Genomic DNA, 20,138 nt, shown 5'->3' with positions numbered 1-20,138 from the left:
CCTCGCGTCCTCAGCTGAGGATCTGCGCCGAGATGCGGAGCGAGCCGGTGCGCACGGTCCGCATCTCGGCTCTCGTCCTCAGGTGAGGACGTGACACGGATGCTGCGTCCCCGCGTCCGTCCGCCGGGTCAGCGGGGCGGCACCTGGCACCACGAGATCGAGGAGCCGTTGAGCCCGACGACGGGGTCGCCGTCGGCGACCTCGAGGACGCGTGTCTCGGGGCGCTTCGGCAGCGGGTGCTGGTACGTGTCGTAGGAGTTCGTCACGGCGTCGGGCGCCACGAGCACCGCGAGGTAGCGGGCGCTGGGCGACACGCACACCTGGATGACGGCATCCGTGTCGGCGATCTCGGTGAGCATGGTCGTCGCACCGTCGGCGCCCACGTGGGCGACCGAGGTGCGCCCGGTCGGCACGCCGTCGGCGTCGAGCACCGCCGCCGTGCGGATCGTGGAGCCGTCGGGGAGGGGCGTCACCGACGTCGTCCCGCCGAGGTCGATGTCGGGCGCGACGAGGTCGGCCTCGCTCGCGTCGGTGAGGTCGATCACGGTGGCCCGGTCGAGCCGGTCGACGACCGCCTCGCTCGAACCACGGGCGATGCCCTCGATGGTCAGCGCGTCGCCGAGCGCGGTCGGCGCGCCGGCCGAGGCATCCGAGCCCGTCAAGAGCAGCGAGCCGTCGAACGAGAGCAGCAGGATGCTGTCGGTGTCGGGCACGAACCGCCACTCCGCGACGCGGGGGTCGGCGCCCTCGACCTCGATCGCAGTCGGATCGGCGTCCGGTTCGCTCAGCGACGCGGTGTAGAGCCGGCTCTCGCGACCCGAGTCGGCGGTGAGCTCGGCGTCCGAGAACGTGTAGCCGATGCGCTCACCGCGATCGGCGGTCTGCAGGTTCGACACGAACCCGTCGCCGGGAAGCGGCAGTTCGTGCGCGTTCTCGCCGTCCAGATCGGTGACGATGAGCCCGGCCTGATCGTCGTCGGTGCGCACCGAGACGACGAGGTGCTGGGATGTCGCGCGGAAGTCCTCGATGTGGGCGTGCCGGAACACGGGCACCGCGTTCTGCCCGGTGAGGTCGGTGCGGTAGATGAGGTCGCCCGAGTTCGTGCCGCGCTGCATGAGGAAGACCTCTGCCGCGGGGGTCCGGAAGGTCTGCGTGATCGTCGCCGTCGGGCCGCCGCCCAGCGACGCGACGTCGTCGATCGTCACGGTGTACTCGGTGTCGTCCCACAGCGGCAGCGTGAACCGCACGCCGACGCTCCGCCCCGACGTGTCGACGGCGAACGGCGTCTCGGGGGTGATCGTCACCTGCGAGGGGTCGATCTCGGCGAGCGACTGCGTCGTGGTCACGATGAGACGGGCGCCGGATGCTGCGGCCGCCGCCTCCGGATCGACATACGCGTCCGTCACCCGGGGCCCCTGCGCGACGCTCGCGGCGGCTCCGGCGAGCCCGAGAACGGCGAGGACGCCCACGACGATCGCGAAGGCTCCGACGAACGCGCGGCCCCGACGACGCCGGGACCGCGAACGACGTGACGACCCGTCAGTATTCATACGGGTCCTCGGGCTCGTCGATCTCCTCGACCGCGGCCGCGGCGACCACGAGCTGCCCGTCCGACGACGAGCGCACGGTGCCGGTGATCGTGACCCACTGCCCGGTGTCGGGCGCGCTCGCGCCGCTCACGACGGGCAGGCTCGCGGGCTGCGCGTCGATGACGCAGTGCGTGATGACCAGACGCGTGAGATCGAATTCGCCGCCCTCACCCGGCGTCACGAAGCCGGTGAGCTCGACGGTCTCGCCGTCGAACGCGTCGGGATTGGTGGCGGTCGCGAACACCGTCGCCCACTCGCCGACGCCGAACGAGGCCGTGTCGCCGGTCGAGGCGAGCTGGATCGTGTCGGCCCCGCCGAACAGCGGCGTGGCCCCGACGTCGCGCGACATCGCGAGCTCGGCGCTGAGCGAGGCCGGAGGCAGCACGAGCGTGAGCACCACGACCCCGGATGCCGCCACCCCGCCGGCGACGGTGGCCGCGACGGCGAGCGGGTGCGAGGTGTGGTGGCCGTGGTCGTGCTCCGGTTCCTCGCCGTGGTCGTGGCCGTGGTCGGCCTCGGCGCCGAGCGGGAGGGCGAACGAGGCCACCGCGCCGATCAGCACGAACACCGACATCGACACCGCGAACCACGTCGAGTCGGGGTTGATGTACAGGCCCAGTCGCCCGGTCACCGCGAGCGAGATCGTGAAGACGGCGAGCGCCGCGGCCAGCCCGACCCCGAGCCACCGCGTGCCGACGAAACCCGTCTTACGCAAGGAGGTTCACCGCCGTCCCGATCGCGAAGGCCGACAGGACGACGACCACCACGATGCCGCCGAGCGTGCGCCACGTGAAGGTCGTCCGCATCAGCGCGAGCATCTTGACGTCGACGAGCGGCCCGACCAGCAGGAACGCGACGATCGAGCCGGGCGTGAACGTCGAGGCGAACGACAGCGCGAAGAACGCGTCGACGTTGGAGCAGATCGACACCACCATCGCCAGCGCCATCATCGCGACGATCGACAGCGCCGGATTCGCGCCGATCGCGAGCAGCGCCTCACGCGGGATGAGCACCTGCACCGCGCCCGCGAGGGCGGAGCCGATGACGAGCGCCGGCATCACCGCGCGCAGCTCGATCACGAACTGCGCGAGCGTGCGCCGCCACTTGCCGCCCGGCTCATGCACGACGAGCTCGCACGTGTCACGGAAGCGGTCGGTCAGCAGGGCGTCGGGAGACGGATGCCGCGAGTACAGCCATCCGATGAGGTTCGCGATCGCGTACCCGCCGAGGAGGCGCGCGACGAGGATGCCGTCGCTGAAACCGAACGCCTGGTGGGTCGTGATGATGACGATGGGATTCACGATCGGCGCGGCGATGAGGAACGTCAGCGTCTCGGGCACCGAGAATCCGCGCATGAGCAGGCCGCGGGCGAACGGCACGTTGCCGCACTCGCACACCGGCACGATCATGCCGAGGAGCGACAGCACCGCGCGTCTGGCCCACCCGCGCCGCGGCATCCATCGCTCGATGACGCCCGGCGGCACCCACACCTGCACGACGATCGACAGCACGACGCCGAGCGCGACGAACGGCAGCGACTCGATGAGCACGCTGATCGCGAGCGTCAGGCCATCCTGGGCGCGGGTCGGGAGCGACGCCGGGAACAGCGCCGGCGCGAGCCAGTCGATGAGGAAGAGGCCGGCGACGACGGCGACGCCCACACCGAGCCAGAGCAGGGTGCGAGCCTGCGCGGACGGCTGCGGCGCAGCATCCGATGCAGATCCGTGGCGGTGCTCGGCAGAGCGCCCCCGCGTGCCGGGGTCAGTTCGCGTCACGCTGGGCATCCCGGGCGGCCGCGCAGTTCGCGCAGAGCCCGAAGATGTCGACGACGTGTTCTGCGTCGCGGAATCCGTGGCGCTCGGCGGTGCGCTGGGCCCACTGCTCGACGTCCGTCGCCTCGATCTCGACGGTCAGTCCGCAGGAGCGGCAGATCAGATGGTGGTGGTGGCCGGTGCTGGAGCACGCGCGGTAGAGCGCTTCGCCCTCGGGGCTCTGCAGCGAATCGGCCTCGCCCAGGGCGGCGAGCCCGGCGAGGGCGCGGTACACGGTCGCCAGCCCGATGCCGGTGTTCTCGTCGCGGAGGGTGGCGTGCAGTGACTGCGCGCTGACGAATCCGCGGGCGTCCGACAGCGCTTCGCGCACGCGTTCGCGCTGCCACGTGTTGCGCTGGGCCATGGTGGGGAGTCTACCGAGGGGTCCTGTGCGTCGCCCGGGCGCCGGTCAGACCGAGCTCCGCATGCTCACCTGTCGCACCGTGCCACCGCAGGCAGCATTTCGTGACAGGGGAGCAGAATCCGGCGCCGGTCACCGGGCGACCTCGGGCACGGCGGCCCGCGTGACGCGGTCGCGGCGGGAGCCGACGACGCGGCAGACGACGTAGATCAGGAACGAGATCGTGGTGATGTACGGGCTCACCGGGAGGGTGCCCATGATCGCGAGCAGGATCCCGCCGACCGCAGACACGAACCCGAACAGGGCCGACAGCAGCGGCACCGACAGCGGGCCCGACGCGATGCGCATCGCCGCCGCAGCGGGGGTGACCAGGAGGGCCATCACCAGCAGCGCCCCGATGATGTGCACCGCGACGGCCACGATGAGGCCGAGCAGCAGCATGAACCCGAGCGAGACCGCGGTGGTCGGCACGCCGCGGGCCGCCGCCGACTGCGGGTCGAGCGAGTCGAACCGCAGCGGGCGCCAGATGAGCAGCAGCCCGAGCAGCACGACCGCCCCGATGCCGATCAGCCAGCCGAGCTGGCCCGTCTGCACCGACACGATCTGGCCGGTGAGCAGGCTGAACCGGTTGGCGCTGCGGCCGTCGTAGAGCGAGAGGAACAGGATGCCGAGACCCAGCCCGAACGGCATCAGCACGCCGATGATCGAGTTGCGGTCGCGCGCCTTCGCCCCGAGCACGCCGATGATGGCGGCTGCGATGAGCGAGCCGACGATCGACCCGGTGACGACGTCCCACCCGATGAGCAGCGCCGCCGCGGCGCCCGCGAACGACAGCTCGCTGATGCCGTGCACCGCGAACGCCATGTCGCGCTGCATGACGAAGACGCCGACGAGTCCGCCCACCAGCCCGAGCACCGCGCCCGCCCACACCGAGTTCGACACGAGCGCGAGGATCTCGCCGTAGTAGGGCAGCCCGCCGAACATCGCGTCGGCGATGTCGTTCCAGTTCATGCGTGCGCCCTGTTCATTCGTGCATCGGGTGGTCGTGATGGTGATGGGATGCCTCGGCGTCGGGCGCACCGACCACCACGAGGCGGTCGCCCGCCCGCAGCACGAAGACGTGCGCCCCGTACAGCGCCGTCAGCACGTCCGAGCGGAGCACCTCCTGCGGCGTGCCGAGGGTGAACCGTCCGTTCGCGATGTACAGGATGCGGTCGACCTTGCCCAGCAGCGGGTTGATGTCGTGCGTGACGAGCAGGACCGCGGCATCCTTCTCCCGGCGATGCCGGTCGATGAGGCCGATGACGGCCTGCTGGTTGGCGAGGTCGAGGCTCGTGAGCGGCTCGTCGCACAGGAGGAGCGGCGGGTCGTCGGCGAGGGCCTGGCCGGCCCGCAGGCGCTGCTGCTCGCCGCCCGAGAGGAGGCCGACGGGCCGGTCGGCGAAGTCACGGGCGCCGACCGCGTCGATGAGCGCGTCGACGCGTGCCCGGTCGCCGCGCCGGGGGATCGGGAAGCCGAACCGGTGGCCGTCGACGCCGAGCGTCACGAGGTCGCGGCCCCGCAGCGACGTGTCGCGCGGCAGCGGCCGCGCCTGCGGGATGTAGCCGATGCTGCGACTGCCCTTGTGGGCCACCGGCTCGCCCTCGACGGTGATCTCGCCGTTCGACAGCGGCTCGAGGCCGAGGATCGCGCGCAGCAGCGTCGTCTTGCCGGAACCGCTCGGCCCGAGTACGGCGACGAGCTCGCCGGCGTGCACATCGAGGTCGAGACCCGCCCAGAGCTCGCGGGCGCCGCGCTGGAGGGCGGCATCCCGGATGCTGAGGATGACGCGGCGCGAGCCCGCGGCGGCCGGCGTCACGCGTCCAGCGCTGCGCTCAGCGCCTCGATGTTCGCCTGCATCCACGAGATGTAAGTCTGCCCCTCCGGCAGCGTTTCCGAGAACGCGATCACCGGGATGCCGAGCCCGTCGGCCTCGTCGACGATCTCCTGCGTCTCCGCGCCCCCGGTCTGCGTGTTGGTGATGACCACGCGCACGTCGCCGCCCTTCACGAGCGCGAGGGATTCGAGCAGGGTCGCGGGCGCGACATCCTGCCCCTCTTCGACGGCCTCGCTGAACTTCTCGGGCGTCGCGTTCTCGAGTCCGGCCGCCTGGACGAGGTACACCGGCACGGGCTCGGTCACGAAGACCTTCTCGCCCTCGTGCGCTGCGGCGATCTCTTCGAGGGACCCCTCGAGGCCCTCGACCTCGCCGGAGAACGCCTCGGCGTTGGCGGTGAAGGTCTCGGCGTCGCCGGGGCTCAGCTCGCCGAGCTCGGTCGCGATGGCTTCAGCGACATGCGCGATCGTGTGCGGGTCGTACCAGACGTGCTCGTTGAAGCCCTCGACGTGCTCGTGGTCGCCGTGATCGTGGGCGTGGTCCTCGGCGTCGCCGGCGCTCTCCTCGTCGTGGCCGCCGTTCTCGGGCCAGTCGTGCGAGTACTCGACGGCGGTGACGACCGGCGCATCGGTGCCGCTGGACTCGATGAGCGCGTCGATGAACGCGTCGTAGCCGCCGCCGTTCTCGATCACGAGGTCGGCCTTCGACACGGCGAGCTGGTCGCGCGCGCTCGGCTCGAACGAGTGCGGGTCCTGCGACTCGTTCGTCACGATCGACGTGACGTCGACGAGGTCGCCCCCGATCTCCTCGGCGATCTGCCCGTACACGTTGGTCGAGGCGACGACCACGATCTTCCCGTCGCCCGCGTCGCCTTCGGCGGGCGTTCCCGCGCACCCGGCGAGGACGAGGGCGGATGCTGCCGCCAGGCCGAGCACGGGCAGGGAACGTCGTACAAAGGTCATGCTCTCGACTCTAAGGCTAATGAGAATCGTTCTCAAATCTCCGCCCGCGCTCCCCGACCCCTCCGTGAGACGACACCAGGCGGACGAGACGGTGGGCAACACCCAGGGTCTCGTCCCCCGACTGTCGTCTCACCGGCCGTGGGGGTGCTGCCGGGCGCGATCGGAGAGACGACGCAGCGCCGCCCGGCACAGAGCCGCGGCGGCGCTACGGTCTCCGTCCCGCGGCGAGGAACGAGCGGGTCAGTCGAGCAGCAGCGCGGGCTCCTCGAGGATCGACGCCACGTCGGCGATGAAGCGCGACATGCCGTCGCCGTCGACCACGCGGTGGTCGAACGAGCCGGCGACGGTCGTGACCCAGCGAGGACGCACCTCGCCGTCGACGACCCAGGGCTTCTGGCGGATGGTGCCGAGCGCCACGATGCCGGCCTCGCCGGGGTTGATGATCGGGGTGCCCGCATCCATGCCGAAGACGCCGATGTTGGTGATCGTGATCGTGCCGCCGTGCTGGTCGGCCGGGGTCGTCTTGCCCTCGCGCGCCGTGAGCGTCAGCTTCTCGAGCGCCCGGGCGAGCTCGCGCATCGACAGATCCTGGGCGTCCTTGATGTTGGGCACCAGCAGTCCGCGCGGGGTCGCGGCGGCGATGCCGAGGTTCACGTAGTTGCGCACGCGGATCTCGGCGCCGCCCTCGACGTCGGCCCAGGCGGCGTTCACCATCGGGGTGCGCCGGGCCGCCCAGATGACGGCGCGCGCCATGATGAGCAGCGGCGAGACCTTGATGTCGGCGAAGTCCGGCGAGGTCTTCAGGCGCTTGACGAGCTCCATCGTGCGGCTGGCGTCGACGTCGGTCCACACCGACACGTGCGGCGCCGAGTAGGCCGACTGCACCATGGCGGACGACGTCGCCTTGCGCACGCCCCGCACCGCGATGGTCTCCTCACGGCCCGCCGCGTCGGGCGCGGGCGTCGACGGAGCCACCGCCGCCGGCCCGGCCGGCCCGGTCGCAGGCGCCGGCGCCGAGACCGGGATGGTCTCCTCGCGCACGTCGCCCCACTCGGGCGTCTCGATGTTGCGGAAGACGCTGGCCTGCGAGGCGTGCCGCACGACGTCCTCGCGGGTCACCTCGCCGGCGGGGCCGCTGGGCGCGACGGCCGAGAGCTCCACGCCGAGGTCGCGCGCGAGCTTGCGGATCGGGGGCTTCGCGATGACGCCGACGGATGCTGCGACCCGCTCCTCCGCCGGAACCGCGGGCTTGCGCCGCCGCGACTGGACGTGTCCGCCCGTGCCGTAGCCGACGAGCACCGCACCCTCGCCGGCCGCCTCGGCGGGCTCGCCGTGCTCGGACTGCCCGACGGTGGCCGGGGGCGCAGCATCCGTCGCCGAAGCGATCGTGATGATCGCGGCCCCGACGTTCACGGTCGTGCCCTCGGCGGCGAGCAGCTCGCCCACCGTGCCGGCGAACGGCGAGGGCAGCTCGACGAGCGACTTGGCGGTCTCGATCTCGACGAGGACGTCGTTGACGGCGACGCTGTCGCCGGGGCCGACGCGCCACTGGACGATCTCGGCCTCGGTGAGGCCTTCACCGACGTCGGGGAGGACGAACGTCTGGGTGCTCATGCGGAGCTCCTTTCGATCCCGGATTCTTCGTGAGACGACAGTCTGCGGCCGAGACCGTGGGTTTCACCCACAGTCTCGTCCCTCATCTGTCGCCTCACGGGGAAGGGGTCGGGTCAGTAGGCGAGGGACCGGTCGACGGCCTCGAGGATGCGGTCGGCGTCGGGGAGATAGGACCCCTCGAGCTTGGCCGGGGGGAAGGGGGTGTCGAAGCCCGACACGCGCAGCACGGGTGCCTCGAGCGCGTAGAAGGCGCGCTCCATGACGGTCGCGGCCACCTCGGAGCCCAGGGACGTGAAGCCCGGCGCCTCCTGCGCGTAGACCATGCGGCCGGTGCGGCGGACGGAGTCGAGGATGGGCCCGTAGTCCACCGGCGAGAGCGAGCGGAGGTCGATGACCTCGATGCTCGTGCCCTCGGCCTCGGCGAGCACCGCCGCCTGCAGCATCGTCGTCACCATGGCGCCGTGTCCGACGAGGGTGATGTCGGTGCCCCGGCGGACCACGCGGGACGCGTGCAGGGGCAGGGCGCGCGCCGACGTGTCGACCTCGCCCTTCTGCCAGTACTTGCTCTTGGGCTCGAGGAAGACCACCGGGTCGGGCGACGAGATGGCGTCCTGGATCATCCAGTAGCCGTCGTTCGGCGTGGACGGGCTCACGACCCGGAGACCGGCCGTGTGCGTGAAGTACGCCTCGGGGCTCTCCTGATGGTGCTCGACGGCGCCGATGTGCCCGCCGTACGGGATGCGGATCACGACGGGCATCTGAAGGGCGCCCTCGTGCCGGTTGGTCATCTTCGCGAGCTGGGTCGTGATCTGGTCGAACGCCGGGAAGACGAACCCGTCGAACTGGATCTCGACGACCGGGCGGAAGCCGGCCATCGCGAGTCCGATCGCGGTACCCACGAGTCCCGACTCCGCGAGCGGGGTGTCGAGCACGCGCTGCTCGCCGAACTCCGCCTGCAGGCCCTCGGTCACACGGAAGACGCCGCCGAGCTTGCCGATGTCCTCGCCCATGAGCAGGACGCGGTCGCTGCCGGCGAGCGCCGCGCGAAGTCCGGCATTGATCGCCCGGCTGAACGGCAGGGTCTGCACCGTGGGTGCGGCGGCCTCGGCGGCGGCCGCGGCCTCCACCGCCGGTCCCTGAGCCTGTCGAAGGGTCACGATGCGCCTCCTTCGAAGGATGCCTCGTAGTCGGCGAGCCACTGCCGCTGCTCGTCGATGAGGGGGTGCTGCTCGGAGTACACGTGCGCGAACATGTCGTCGCGCTCGAGCCCGCCCAGAGCGTTGGTGCGGGTGCGCACGTCGTCGGCGAGCGCCTGAGACTCGGCCTCGACGTCGGCGAAGAACGCCTCGGAGGCGCCGCGCCCGATGAGGAACGTCTTCATCCGCGCGATCGGGTCGCGGCGGCGCCACGACTCCTCCTCGTCGGAGGTGCGGTACTTGGTGGGGTCGTCGCTCGTGGTGTGCGCGCCGAGGCGGTAGGTCATGGCCTCGATCGCCTGCGGTCCGCCGCCGGCGCGCGCCTGGTCGAGTGCGGTGCGCGTCACGGCCCAGCTCGCGAGCACGTCGTTGCCGTCGATCAGCGTGCTCGGCATGCCGTAGCCCTCGCCGCGCTTGTACAGCGGCGAGCGCGACTGCGTCGCGACGGGCACCGAGATCGCCCACTGGTTGTTCTGCAGGAAGAACACCTCGGGCGTGCGGTAGCTGTTCGCGAAGACCATCGCCTCGTGCACGTCGCCCTGGCTGGAGGCGCCGTCCCCGTAGTAGACGATGACGGCCTCGTCGCGGTCGAGGTCGCCGGTGCCACAGCGCCCGTCGAAGACGAGCCCCATCCCGAAGCCCGTGGCGTGCAGCGTCTGAGACCCGAGCACGAGCGTGTAGATGTGGGTGTTGCCGTTCTTCGGGTCGGTCGGGTCCCACCCGCCATGCGTCAGTCCGCGCATCACGCGGATGATGTCGATCGGGTCGACGCCGCGGATCTTCGTGACCACGTGCTCGCGGTACGACGGGAAGAGGTGGTCCTGTGCGCGCGCAGCGCGGGCCGAACCCACCTGCGCGGCCTCCTGCCCGTAGCTCGGCGGCCAGAGGGCCAGCTGCCCCTGCCGCTGGAGGTTCGTCGCCTGCACGTCGAACGCGCGGATAACGGCCATATCGCGGTAGAACGTCTCGAGGTCGGCATCGCCGAGACTCTCGACGGCCTCCCGATACGGTTCGGCGGCACGGCTCGGCGCGAACGTTCCGTCCGCCTCCAGAAACCGCACCAGGGCGTGATCGTCGACCGGGATCATGAATTCACGCTATCTCTCCGTGCATGCGCGATTCTGCATGCGTTCGACAATGGATGCCGACAACCACCGCACGCGATCGACAATCGCACCGGCAGTCATCCCTCACGACGGGCCGCGACCGTCGCCGCGATCCGCAGCACCTGCTCGACGGATTCCTCCTCGCCGACCGAGATCCGGATGCCGTCGCCGGCGAACGGCCGCACGATCAGCCCGGCCTCCTCGAAGGTCGCCGCGAACACCATCGTGTCGTCGCCGGTGGGCAGCCACACGAAGTTGCCCTGCGCGACGGGGACGTCCCACCCGGCCTCGCGGAGACCCGCCGCCAGCCGGTCGCGACGATCGGCGATCACGCGGACGCGCTCGAGCAGCTCGGCCTCGGCGTCGAGGCTCGCGAGTGCCGCCTCCTCGCCGTGGGCGGTCACCGACAGCGGGATCGCGGTGCTGCGGGCGGCGTCGAGCACGCGAGGGTGCCCGATCGCGTACCCGACGCGGAGCGCGGCGAGACCGTACGCCTTCGAGAACGTGCGGAGCACGACGACGTTGGGGCGGCCCGAGCCGCCGAGCACGCGCAGTCCGTCGACCGACTCGGGGTCGGTGACGAACTCGGCGTAGGCCTCGTCGAGGATGACGAGCACGTCGGAGGGCACCTTCTCGACGAAGGCGTCGAACTCGGCCTGCGTGACGATCGGGCCGGTGGGGTTGTTGGGGCTGCACACGATGATCGCGCGGGTACGGTCGGTGATCGCCGCCGCCATGGCGTCGAGGTCGTGGCGGGCACCCTCGGCGAGCGGCACCTGCACGGCGGTGGCACCGGCGACGACCGCGAGCCACGGATACGCCTCGAACGAGCGCCAGGCGTAGATGACCTCGTCGCCGGGGCCCGACGTCGCCAGCACGAGCTGCGCGAGGATCGAGACGCTGCCGGCACCGATGTGGACGGCGTCGGCGCCGACGCCGAACCGCGCGGCCAGCCGCTCGCGCAGCCGTGCCGCCGTCGCGTCCGGATATCTGTTCAGCGCCGACGCATTCCGCACCCGCTCGAGCACCCCGGGCAGCGGGTCGAACGGGTTCTCGTTGCTCGACAGCTTGAACGCGTCCGCGCCGGCCTGCCGGCCCTGCTTGTAGGGCGGCAGGGCGGCGACCTCGGGGCGCACGCGGACGGGGATCTCGGGAGCGTCGGTCACGCCCCGAGTCTACGAGCGGGGGATCGGATGCGCCTCCCGTCCCCGGCCGCCGCAGGGCACGGTGTGGCTCCTATCGATCGCGGGCGCGGGCGTGGAAGACTGAGCGGACTATGGGCTTCCTCATCCGCGTGGTCATCAACGCCTTCGCGATCTGGGTCGTCACCCTGATCCCGGCGCTCCAGGTCTCGGTCATCCCGTTCCCGCCGGGCGAGACGCTCCAGCTGATCCTGACCCTGCTGATCGTCGCCGCGATCTTCGCGCTCGTGAACACGATCATCGGCACGGTCATCAAGGTGCTGGCGTTCCCGCTCTACATCCTGACGCTGGGGCTCATCGGCCTCCTCATCAACGCGTTCCTGCTGTGGCTCACCGCGTGGTTCACGAGCTTCTGGAACTGGGGCCTGCGGGTCGAGGACTTCTGGTGGGGCGTCGTGGCGGCGATCATCATCACCCTCATCAACTGGATCGTCGGCATCATCATCCGCCCGCGCAAGGACTGACTCACCCGGCACCGCGCGTCGCCGCGTACTCGGTCACTTCGACCGATTCGGCACGCGCGAGCTCGGCGAAGACATCACGGAGCGCATCGACCCGCGGGTCGGTCGAGGCATCGACCAGCGCGGCCGTCTCGGCGTAGGCGTTGAGCCGGTGCGCGGGGAGCCGGGGCTCGTCGGTGCCGACGTCGGGATCGAAGACGCGTTCCGCGACGAAGCTCCCCGGCGCGCCGACCGCGGCGGCGTGGCCGCCGCCGGCGAGGCCGGCGACCGGGTCGTCGGTGTGCCGCAGCGTCACGCTGAGGGTGTCCGATCCGACGTCGGTGTCGACGGGCGACCCGATCGAGACCAGCGTCTGCGTGTCGTAGCCGCCCTCCAGCGCCAGGTGCCCCGCGATCATCGCCCCCTGCGAGAACCCGAAGAGATGGACGGCGTCGCCCGGCTGCACACCCGCCTGGGCGAGCGCCGCCTGGGTGGCCGTGTACGAGTCCGACCTCTGCCCCGCGTACAGCTCGACGTTGGAGGCGTTGTCCCAGGGCTCCTCGCCTCCGACGTCGAACGACTGCATGCCGGCGAGGTACACGGCGTACTGCCGCGACCCGTCGGGCATCGTGTACCGCTCGACGCGCACCCGCGAGTCGCCGGCCCCCGGCATCCGTTCCGTCACGGCAGAAAGGCTCTGCGGCGCCACCGAGGCGGGCGACCGCGACGGCGCGAACGCGACGCCGGCGGAGGTCGCGCCCGCCGGCGGGCCGGCCACGACCGGGGTCACCGTGACCGGCCCGGCCGAGCCCGAGAGCCGTGTGTTCCGAGACAGCAGGCCGGCACCCGAGAGCCCCACGACCGCTGCCCCGCCCAGCGTGAGCAGCCCCGCCGCACCGCCGACCACGACCGACCCCGGGTCGCTGACCTCGCCGCCCACTGCGACGCCCCACTGCGTCGCCTGGCGGACGAGCTCCGACGGCCACATGACGGCGCGCTCGAACTGGGATCCGAGTGCCATGCGCCACGCGTCGGGGTGCGCGTCGACCAGGGCTGTCATGCGGGCGTCGAGGCGCCGCGCGCGGTCGGTGTCGCCCGCGAGCACGGCGGAGCGGTGCGCCGCCTCGATCTCCACCATCTCGTAGGCCCATGCAGCCTGCCGCAGTGCCGCGGCGATCTCATCGGCCTCGACCTGCGCCGCGTCGAGCTTCGCGGCGAGGACGGATGCTGCGGCCCGCGCATCTGCCGTGTACTCGGCGTGCGTCCCCAGCTCGGCGCGCAGCGCGCGCAGTCGCCGGCCGATCGAGCTGAGCTCTTCCCGGGAGGTGTCGAAGCGGACCGCCGCAGCCGAGAGCGTCGCGGTGTCGACGGCGACGGCGCCCCCGCCGCGGATCTGCAGGCCGTCGTCGACGCGCGGCCAGTGCTCGGCGAGGAGGCCGATGGCGCCCTCGTTCGGGCCGAGGCGCCCCACCTCCGGCGCCGGCTCCGGATCGACGAGGTTCGGACCGGGCTTCGTGTCGCTCATCGCCCCGCCCTCGGGAAGAGGCCGGGGAAGGAGCCCGCGAACGCGGCGCGGTCCTGCGCCCGGGAGACGTCGTACCGGGCTGTCTCGGCCAGGCAGGCGAGGCCGGACACGTCACCGGCCCACAGCGTCGCCCGATCGTGGAACGCGGTTGCGGCCTTCGCCTGCCAATCGACGGCGTCGGCGAGCCCGCGGGCGACGGTCGCGGCATCCGTGATCCGGTCGATGATGCGTGCGAGCTCCCGCGCGATCTGGGCCAGGTGGTGAGAGGCCGCATCGGCGGCCGGTTCAAGCAGTGTCACCCGTCGATCGTCGCGGGGAGCGACCTTGCCGCGGCCGCCCGCGCGACGATCTGTTCACGGCGCAGCGCCCCACCCGGCTGTGGAGGAGGGGCGCCGCTCCTTTCGGAACGACGCCCCTGGGGGCGGAGCGATCGCGGGCTACTTGCCCACGACCACCTCGACCGTGTCGGTGCTGGCGTTGCCCGCAGCATCCGTCGCCGTCCAGGTGAAGTGGTAGACGGCACCCTTCGCGGCCTTGACCGTGAACGTGTCGTCGTCGACCTGGGTCCACGACGCGTTCGCGCCCGAGACGCTCACATCGGTGAGTTCGACGGTCACATCGCCGCGATCATCGGCCGCGTCGATCGAGAACTGCACCGTGCGCATCTTGTTGTTCGGCGGCCAGATCAGCTCCGGGTCCGCCGTCACCTCGATGGTCGGATCCGTCGTGTCGGGCGGCGTCAGGTTGAGCCCGACGATCACCGGGTCGTGGTCGCTCGAACGGTAGGCGTCCGGCGCATACAGCGCGTCCTGGGCCGGGAGCTTGAACGACATGTCGTAGTCGATCAGGCTCGGCTCGTCGGAGTTGATGTGCCACGACGCGACCGCCGACACGTCCGCGGTGAGCGCGGGCTGCGCGAGCGCGTAGTCGAGGTAGCCCAGCTGGCCGTCGAACACGTACGAGTACGCGTGCTCGCCGTTGAACTGCTTCTCCAGGTCGGTGAAGCCGCCCCGGGCGAACGCGTCGATCGAGTCCTCGTGGTCGTACGAGTTCAGGTCGCCGATGACGATCGCACGACCGTCCGGAGCCACCGTCTCGTTGAGCCACTTCGTGAGCGCCGTGGCGGCCGCCGTGCGCGACGCGCTGCAGTTGCCCTGGCCGTCCTCGAGGTCGGGGCTCTCGGAGCACGCCGAGCCCTTCGACTTCAGGTGGTTGACCGACACCACGAACTCCTCGCCCGTCTCGGTCGACGCGAACCGCTGCGTGACCGCGGGGCGGTGCCGCGCGTCCGACCAGGTCGGGTCGACGGCGCTCGTCATCAGCTGGTACGTCCCGACGGGGGTCACCGTCGACGGCTTGTAGATGACGGCCGTGGTGATCGCGTCCGTGCCGATCACACCGGTGGTCACCGGCACGTAGGTGCCCGCACCCACCTTCGCGTTGAGCGCGTCTGCCAGCGCCTGGACCGCGGTGCCGTTGTTCTCGATCTCGAGCAGGCCGAACACGTCGGCGTCGATCGCGGCGAGCGCAGCGACGATCTTGTCCTGCTGGCGCTGGAACTCCTCGGCCGTGTCCGCACCCCGGTAGTCGTCGTCGTCACCCGAGTTGGTCGGGGTCGGGTCGATCGAGGTGAAGTAGTTCAGCACGTTGAAGCTCGAGATCTTCAGGTCGCCGCCCACGTCGGGCACGCCGGTGCGGGCGTTTGCGACCGTGAAGTCGGCACCCTCGGTCGGCTGCACGCCCCACGTGTCGAAGCGGTAGTCCAGGATGCCGGTGGCGTTCTGGACGAGGTCGCCGCTGCGGAACGAGTGGTCGAGCGTGAAGACCGCGCCGTCCGGGTGGATGGCCGGGTCGGGGTTCTGGCTGCCGCGACCGTCGTCCAGTGTGATGCTGTTCTCGATGTTGGCGGCAGCGAGGGCGTTGGCCGCAGCCCCCGGCTCGACGACCGCGGTCGGCGTGTCGAGGCGGCCGTTGGTGAGGGTGATCGTGCCGAAGCGGCCGTACTCGAACGTCTCGCCGATCGCGAGGTTCTGCGGAAGCGTCACGTACATGCCCTCGAGCGCCTCGCGCTGCGCGCTCGTCGCCGGGAGTGTGAGAGGCGTCGCCGTCGGCAGCGCCTGGCCGGTCGCGCACACCTCGACGTCGGCGGCGACGACCTGCGTGAGACCGAAGAACTCCGCGACCTCGCCCGCAACGCTGACACTGTCGCCGACGTCGACCGGCGCGCCGCCCGGCGCGTACACGAAGATGCCGTCGGAGGTCGCGGCGTTGCCGTCACCCGCATCCTGCACGTAGTACCCGTCGAACCCGCCGGTCTGGAAGTCGCCCACGACGACGCCCTCGATCAGCACGTCCTGTCCCGGGATCGGCGACGCCGCACCGGAGCCCTGGACAGAGCCGATCGTCACGGGAGTCGCCGCGCAGTCCGCCACGGGCTCGGGATCGGGGTCGGGAGGAGTGAGGTGCCAGCCGACGCCGTCGAACGTGTCGCTGGCGTAGCCGGTCCATTCGACGGCGGGATCGAACGGGTCCGCGCCGCTCGTGTCGCCCTGCACGATGCTCGCGTTGCGGCGCAGCGTGTTGTCCATCGTCGACGCGAGCCCGGTGCCCCACTGAGAACCGGGGTCGACACCGATCTGACCGATGACGTCGACGATCTCGGTGCCTTTGACCAGGGCGACGGCGTCATTGCCGTTGAAGAGCCCGAGGTTCGCCGACTGGTCGGCCTGGGCGAGGATCGCCGCGTTGGCGAGCGCGTGCGAGAACACGTAGACATCCCCGGGGGCGACGCTGCCGGTGAGGTTGATCGTAAGGCTGACCGTGGGGCTGCCGTTGGAGTACTGCTGCAGCTTGTATCCGGTCGCGGCGAGGTCGACCGCCGTCGTGCCGGGGTTGTAGATCTCGATGGCCTTGTTGTTCGAGGAGCCTTCGACGTACTCGCTGATGAACAGATCACCGGATGCCGCGGCCGCGGGCGCGGCGAATGCCACGACTCCTCCGGCGGCGAGCGCCGCGGCCGCGATCGCAGCGGCTATGGGACGGGGTACTGGGGACACGAGACCTCCACGGGATGACGGCGGTCTGTGGACCGCGCATGGGGAAAGGGCGGCCTGGTCGCCGCCCGTTCGTCACAAGCTAGGCGAGCAGCATCCGTCACCGGAAGACCCTGAGAGGAGAACTCCTTAACGTTCGGTGTCCGCTCGGTCCAGAATGGAACCCATGACCGCGACCGACGCGACGCCCTTCCGCGTCGTGTTCGTGTGCACGGGGAACATCTGCCGCTCGCCGATGGCGGAGGTGGTGTTCCGGGGATTCGCGGATGCCTCGGGCCTCGGCACTCGCGTCGCCTCGACGAGCGCCGGCACCGGCGACTGGCACGTCGGCGAGCAGGCCGACCTCCGCACGATCGAGGCGCTGGAGCGCGCCGGCTACGACGGATCGCACCACCGCGCGCGGCAGTTCACGCACTCGGACTTCGCGCGCAGCGACCTCGTGGTGGCGCTGGACCGCAGCCACGAGCGAATCCTGCGCGGATGGGCCCGCACAGAGGGCGACGCCGACAAGATCGCCCTGCTGCTGGCCTTCGATCCCTCGGCCCGCACCCTCGACGTCCCCGACCCGTACTACGCGGGCCCCGGAATGTTCGACGAGGTGCTCGGTATGATCGAGAGCGCGAGCCGGGCGCTCTTCCGGCAACTCGAACCCGCCATCCGCCCGGTGTGAAGACACCGGATCGACGGTCGTCCTCGGCGATACCGACGGGAGCCCCCATGACCTCTCTGCCTCCGCAGCCGCTCAGTCCCCTCGACGGGCGCTACCGCCCCGCCGTCGGCGAGCTCGGCGAGTACCTCTCGGAGGCGGGCCTGAACCGCGCCCGCGTCGAGGTCGAGGTGGAGTGGCTCATCGCCCTCACGGACCGCTCGCTGTTCGGCACCTCGCCGCTCGCCGACGCCGACAAGGAGCGCCTGCGCGCGCTCTACCTCGAGTTCGGGCAGGCAGAGATCGACTGGCTCGCCGAGAAGGAGTCGGTGACCCGTCACGACGTGAAGGCCGTCGAGTACCTGGTACGCGACCGCCTGTCGACGCTCGGACTCGACGCCATCGCCGAGCTCACGCACTTCGCGTGCACGAGCGAGGACATCAACTCGACGTCGTACGCCCTGACCGTGCAGCGCGCGGTGCAACGCGTGTGGCTGCCGAAGCTGCGCGCCGTCATCGCCGCGCTCACCGAGCTCGCCGTGAACCACCGCGACGCCGCGATGCTGTCGCGCACGCACGGCCAGCCGGCGACGCCCTCGACCATGGGCAAGGAGCTCGGGGTGTTCGCGTGGCGCCTCGCCCGCGTCGCCGATCAGATCGAGGGCGGCGAGTACCTCGCGAAGTTCTCGGGCGCGACCGGCACGTGGTCGGCGCACCTCTCGGCCGCGCCGGACGTGGACTGGCCCGAGGTCTCCCGCGCGTTCATCGAGGGCCTGGGGCTGGACTTCAACATCCTCACGACCCAGATCGAGTCGCACGACTGGCAGGTCGAGCTCTACGACCGCGTCCGTCACGCCGGCGGCGTCCTGCACAACCTCGCGACGGACATCTGGACCTACATCTCGATCGGCTACTTCACGCAGATCCCGGTGGCCGGCGCCACGGGCTCGTCGACGATGCCGCACAAGATCAACCCCATCCGCTTCGAGAACGCCGAGGCGAACCTCGAGATCTCGGGGGGCCTCCTCGCGACCCTCTCGCAGACGCTCGTCACGAGCCGCCTGCAGCGCGATCTCACCGACTCGACCACGCAGCGCAACATCGGCGTCGCGTTCGGGCACTCGCTGCTCGCGCTCGACAACCTGCAGCGCGGCCTCAAGGAGATCTCCCTCGCCGAGGACGTGCTGCTGGCCGACCTCGACCAGAACTGGGAAGTGCTCGCCGAGGCCATCCAGACGGTCGTGCGCGCCGAGATCGCGGCCGGGCGCTCGCAGATCAGCGACCCGTATGCGCTCCTCAAGGACCTCACCCGCGGCCGCCGCGTGGGCGCCCCCGAGCTCGCCGAGTTCGTCCGCGGGCTCGACATCGGCGACGAGGCCAAGGAGCGCCTGCTCGCGCTCACGCCCGCGACCTACGACGGCCTCGCCTCACAGCTGGTCGACGAGCTGGGCTGACCGCTCCGGTCCGCGGCCGCACCGCAGTCCGACGTGCCCCCGTGGAGGGCGCCGCACTCAACCTCGGATCCGCGGGAGCGGATGATCGACGTGACACGCCGGGCGGCAGCATCCGTCACCGGCGTGTCGCTCGTCACGTCCGCACCGGCGGATCCGATTCTGTGGCCGGACCCCGCGAGGTGGACGGTACGAAGTCGGTCCGTCGGGTTCAGGCCTTTTGGTCGCCGGATGCTGCGGCATCCGGCTTGTCGCCCTGCTCGGGCTCGTCGGGGTTCTCGTCGAAGAGCACGGGCTTGTCGATCCGCTTCGTCACCTGGGCGGGGTCGACCGCCAGGAGGAGCAGCGACACGATCAGCAGCACCGCGATGAAGCTGATGCCGGCGATGACGAGCGCCGTGACCACCGCGCGCTCCGCCTCGCCGGCGGCGCGCTGCTGGAAGAAGCCCATCGACACGAGCGTCACGATGCCCGCGAACAGAGCGGCCGCGAAGGCCAGCCCGAGCAGCTGCAGGGGCTTCATGAGGTCGCGGCGGGTGGGGCTTTCGTGGCTCACGCGGAGTCCTTCTGGGGGGTGGGATCGGCGGACGCGGACGCCCCCGCCGTGATGTCGGGGGTCTCGGCCGGGCGCGGCGAGAAGCCGGCGATGCCGAGGTACACGGCGACGATCGCGGCGTAGCCGCCGAACAGGCCGACGCCGATCGTGATGCCGGTGAGGGTGAACGTCGCGTGGGCCTCTTCGATCGTGTAGTCCAGCGCGTACGCGGGCTGCACGAACAGCAGCGCGATGCCGAGGAGGATCGTCAGGGCGCCCACGACGGCCGCATCGCGGCTCTCCGAGCGCGGACCGACGAGCGCGGCGGGCCGCGCGTCGGCGACACCCGGCGCGATCTCGCGCCGCTCGCGCCGACCGAGGAGGCCGCGCCAGCCCGCGATGAGCTCGATGACGCCGCTGATGAGCGCCCACGCGATCACGATGACGAAGTACCCGGTGACCGTGCGGAGCGGGAGGAGGCCGCTCGCCATGCCCGCGACGATGGCGACGCCGCCGAGCGCGGCCGACGGCCAGCGCAGTCCCTTCGGGTAGACCAGCCACACCGCGAGCAGCAGCACGAGGCCGGTCGCGATCGCGAAGCCGCTGAACACCGAGCTGCCGACCAGGGCCGAGTGGTCCGGCGAGAACGTGATCATGAGCGCCGCGAGCGCCGCGAATGCGGCACGTGCGAGCTGCACGTGGCGCACGGCGAACGTGCGGGAATCGGCTGAGGTCACGGTGATCCTGCGGAGCGGCGGGTTCTCAGGAATG

General features: G+C 71.2%; 19 protein-coding genes. 3 read left to right on the top strand and 16 right to left on the bottom strand.

The window, feature by feature from the left end:
* Positions 1-128 precede the first annotated feature (128 nt).
* The 11 genes from ASF40_RS02230 to ASF40_RS02180 form a co-directional block, all read right to left on the bottom strand.
* On the bottom strand, positions 129-1,550 hold the full coding sequence (locus ASF40_RS02230; RefSeq protein ID WP_056365754.1) for a hypothetical protein: 1,422 nt from the start codon (positions 1,548-1,550) through the stop codon (positions 129-131).
* Positions 1,540-2,304, bottom strand: a complete 765-nt coding sequence (locus ASF40_RS02225; protein ID WP_056365751.1) for a TIGR03943 family putative permease subunit — start codon at positions 2,302-2,304, stop codon at positions 1,540-1,542. Before ASF40_RS02225 ends, ASF40_RS02230 begins: the two co-directional genes overlap by 11 nt.
* The gene (locus ASF40_RS02220) at positions 2,297-3,364 is read right to left on the bottom strand and encodes a permease (protein WP_056365748.1); all 1,068 of its coding nucleotides are present in this window, start codon (positions 3,362-3,364) and stop codon (positions 2,297-2,299) included. Before ASF40_RS02220 ends, ASF40_RS02225 begins: the two co-directional genes overlap by 8 nt.
* A complete protein-coding gene (locus tag ASF40_RS02215) occupies positions 3,351-3,764 on the bottom strand; it encodes a Fur family transcriptional regulator (protein WP_056365745.1) in 414 nt (137 codons plus the stop codon). Before ASF40_RS02215 ends, ASF40_RS02220 begins: the two co-directional genes overlap by 14 nt.
* A gap of 129 nt (positions 3,765-3,893) precedes the next feature.
* Positions 3,894-4,772: a metal ABC transporter permease gene (locus tag ASF40_RS02210; protein ID WP_056365742.1), complete on the bottom strand. Its 879-nt coding sequence runs from the start codon at positions 4,770-4,772 to the stop codon at positions 3,894-3,896.
* Between the two features lie 13 nt (positions 4,773-4,785).
* Complete coding sequence (locus tag ASF40_RS02205; RefSeq protein WP_056365739.1) at positions 4,786-5,619, bottom strand: metal ABC transporter ATP-binding protein; 834 nt, start codon at positions 5,617-5,619, stop codon at positions 4,786-4,788.
* Entirely contained in the window at positions 5,616-6,599 is a 984-nt protein-coding gene (locus tag ASF40_RS02200; RefSeq protein WP_200919411.1) for a metal ABC transporter solute-binding protein, Zn/Mn family, read from the bottom strand. The genes ASF40_RS02205 and ASF40_RS02200 overlap by 4 nt, the downstream gene beginning before the upstream one ends.
* A gap of 240 nt (positions 6,600-6,839) precedes the next feature.
* Positions 6,840-8,213, bottom strand: a complete 1,374-nt coding sequence (locus ASF40_RS02195) for a dihydrolipoamide acetyltransferase family protein (RefSeq protein ID WP_056365736.1) — start codon at positions 8,211-8,213, stop codon at positions 6,840-6,842.
* 113 nt (positions 8,214-8,326) lie between these two features.
* Positions 8,327-9,301: an alpha-ketoacid dehydrogenase subunit beta gene (locus ASF40_RS02190; RefSeq protein WP_396654081.1), complete on the bottom strand. Its 975-nt coding sequence runs from the start codon at positions 9,299-9,301 to the stop codon at positions 8,327-8,329.
* A 65-nt stretch (positions 9,302-9,366) separates the two neighbouring features.
* A complete protein-coding gene (locus tag ASF40_RS02185) occupies positions 9,367-10,497 on the bottom strand; it encodes a thiamine pyrophosphate-dependent dehydrogenase E1 component subunit alpha (protein ID WP_056365733.1) in 1,131 nt (376 codons plus the stop codon).
* A gap of 95 nt (positions 10,498-10,592) precedes the next feature.
* Positions 10,593-11,681, bottom strand: a complete 1,089-nt coding sequence (locus ASF40_RS02180) for a histidinol-phosphate transaminase (protein ID WP_082496798.1) — start codon at positions 11,679-11,681, stop codon at positions 10,593-10,595.
* A gap of 110 nt (positions 11,682-11,791) precedes the next feature.
* On the opposite strand from ASF40_RS02180, the gene ASF40_RS02175 reads away from it, so the two are divergent.
* Positions 11,792-12,181: a phage holin family protein gene (locus ASF40_RS02175; RefSeq protein ID WP_056365730.1), complete on the top strand. Its 390-nt coding sequence runs from the start codon at positions 11,792-11,794 to the stop codon at positions 12,179-12,181.
* A 1-nt stretch (position 12,182) separates the two neighbouring features.
* Here the strand turns inward: ASF40_RS02175 and ASF40_RS02170 are convergent, their stop codons facing one another.
* From ASF40_RS02170 to ASF40_RS02160, 3 genes are all read right to left on the bottom strand, one after another.
* Positions 12,183-13,682, bottom strand: coding sequence for a hypothetical protein (locus tag ASF40_RS02170; RefSeq protein ID WP_056365727.1), 1,500 nt, complete (start codon positions 13,680-13,682; stop codon positions 12,183-12,185).
* Complete coding sequence (locus ASF40_RS02165; RefSeq protein WP_235560099.1) at positions 13,679-13,981, bottom strand: hypothetical protein; 303 nt, start codon at positions 13,979-13,981, stop codon at positions 13,679-13,681. The genes ASF40_RS02170 and ASF40_RS02165 overlap by 4 nt, the downstream gene beginning before the upstream one ends.
* A 138-nt stretch (positions 13,982-14,119) precedes the next feature.
* Positions 14,120-16,738, bottom strand: coding sequence for an ExeM/NucH family extracellular endonuclease (locus ASF40_RS02160; protein ID WP_056365724.1), 2,619 nt, complete (start codon positions 16,736-16,738; stop codon positions 14,120-14,122).
* Positions 16,739-16,901: 163 nt separating this feature from the next.
* Here ASF40_RS02160 and ASF40_RS02155 point away from each other — a divergent pair, with 163 nt between their 5' ends.
* Together ASF40_RS02155 and purB are read left to right on the top strand one after the other, a co-directional pair.
* Positions 16,902-17,405: a low molecular weight protein-tyrosine-phosphatase gene (locus ASF40_RS02155; RefSeq protein ID WP_056365721.1), complete on the top strand. Its 504-nt coding sequence runs from the start codon at positions 16,902-16,904 to the stop codon at positions 17,403-17,405.
* Between the two features lie 47 nt (positions 17,406-17,452).
* A complete protein-coding gene (purB, locus tag ASF40_RS02150; protein WP_056365719.1) occupies positions 17,453-18,835 on the top strand; it encodes an adenylosuccinate lyase in 1,383 nt (460 codons plus the stop codon).
* A 208-nt stretch (positions 18,836-19,043) separates the two neighbouring features.
* On the opposite strand, the gene ASF40_RS02145 is transcribed toward purB, so the two are convergent.
* Positions 19,044-19,388 carry a hypothetical protein gene (locus ASF40_RS02145; protein ID WP_056365716.1) on the bottom strand — a complete coding sequence of 115 codons (345 nt, stop codon included), beginning with the start codon at positions 19,386-19,388 and terminating at the stop codon, positions 19,044-19,046.
* Positions 19,385-20,104 (bottom strand): hypothetical protein, encoded by a 720-nt coding sequence (locus tag ASF40_RS02140; RefSeq protein WP_056365713.1) that lies wholly within the window; start codon positions 20,102-20,104, stop codon positions 19,385-19,387. Before ASF40_RS02140 ends, ASF40_RS02145 begins: the two co-directional genes overlap by 4 nt.
* Positions 20,105-20,138: the final 34 nt, after the last annotated feature.

Source organism: Microbacterium sp. Leaf288 (assembly GCF_001422925.1).
Taxonomy (GTDB): domain Bacteria; phylum Actinomycetota; class Actinomycetes; order Actinomycetales; family Microbacteriaceae; genus Microbacterium.
This window is presented reverse-complemented; position numbering and strand designations above follow the sequence as displayed.

Coding starts and splice junctions, on each gene's coding strand:
- ASF40_RS02230 (WP_056365754.1), bottom strand. CDS start 1,550: ATGAATACTGACGGGTCGTCACGTCGTTCGCGGTCCCGGCGTCGTCGG.
- ASF40_RS02215 (WP_056365745.1), bottom strand. CDS start 3,764: ATGGCCCAGCGCAACACGTGGCAGCGCGAACGCGTGCGCGAAGCGCTG.
- ASF40_RS02185 (WP_056365733.1), bottom strand. CDS start 10,497: ATGATCCCGGTCGACGATCACGCCCTGGTGCGGTTTCTGGAGGCGGAC.
- ASF40_RS02210 (WP_056365742.1), bottom strand. CDS start 4,772: ATGAACTGGAACGACATCGCCGACGCGATGTTCGGCGGGCTGCCCTAC.
- ASF40_RS02195 (WP_056365736.1), bottom strand. CDS start 8,213: ATGAGCACCCAGACGTTCGTCCTCCCCGACGTCGGTGAAGGCCTCACC.
- ASF40_RS02200 (WP_200919411.1), bottom strand. CDS start 6,599: ATGACCTTTGTACGACGTTCCCTGCCCGTGCTCGGCCTGGCGGCAGCA.
- ASF40_RS02170 (WP_056365727.1), bottom strand. CDS start 13,682: ATGAGCGACACGAAGCCCGGTCCGAACCTCGTCGATCCGGAGCCGGCG.
- purB (WP_056365719.1), top strand. CDS start 17,453: ATGACCTCTCTGCCTCCGCAGCCGCTCAGTCCCCTCGACGGGCGCTAC.
- ASF40_RS02175 (WP_056365730.1), top strand. CDS start 11,792: ATGGGCTTCCTCATCCGCGTGGTCATCAACGCCTTCGCGATCTGGGTC.
- ASF40_RS02155 (WP_056365721.1), top strand. CDS start 16,902: ATGACCGCGACCGACGCGACGCCCTTCCGCGTCGTGTTCGTGTGCACG.